Origin of the sequence: Solitalea agri (assembly GCF_023914155.1) — a bacterium.
In the GTDB taxonomy this organism is placed as follows: domain Bacteria; phylum Bacteroidota; class Bacteroidia; order Sphingobacteriales; family Sphingobacteriaceae; genus Solitalea; species Solitalea agri.
The window spans coordinates 2,950-3,501 of the sequence record NZ_JAMWYS010000014.1 but is presented as its reverse complement, the minus strand read 5'-3'; the positions used below and the strand labels follow the sequence as shown (position 1 = coordinate 3,501).

Sequence of the window (552 nt, the reverse complement as noted above, 5' to 3'; positions counted from 1 at the left end):
GAAGGACCTGCCGGAGTGAAGGTATAGGTGTTCGAGGCACTGTAGTTACTGATCGAGCTGCTGCCGTCGGCCGCGCAGGTCGCTGCCGTTGAGGCCAGGGTCGGTACTGCTGGTGCCGCTAGCATCGCTGCATTGCTGAACGAAGCCGAAGCCAATGACGTACAGTTGCCATTATCAGCTGTTACTGTATAGCTGGTGCCCAGCACCATACCACTGATCGCTCCCGTAGCATCCACTGAAGGACCTGCCGGAGTGAAAGTATAGGTGTTCGAGGCACTGTAGTTACTGATCGAGCTGCTGCCGTCGGCCGCGCAGGTCGCTGCCGTTGAGGCCAGGGTCGGAACCGCTGGTGCCGCTAGCATCGCTGCATTGCTGAACGAAGCTGAAGCCAATGACGTACAGTTGCCATTATCCGCTGTTACTGTATAGCTGGCGCCCAGCACCATACCACTGATCGCTCCCGTAGCATCCACTGAAGGACCTGCCGGAGTGAAGGTATAGGTGTTCGAGGCACTGTAGTTACTGATCGAGCTGCTGCCGTCGGCTGCGCAG

1 protein-coding gene is annotated in these 552 nt (G+C 58.2%); it reads right to left on the bottom strand.

Going from position 1 to position 552, the window contains the following annotated elements; genetic code table 11:
* A partial coding sequence (locus NF867_RS03765; RefSeq protein WP_252586212.1) for a hypothetical protein occupies positions 1-552 on the bottom strand: 552 nt, incomplete at both ends.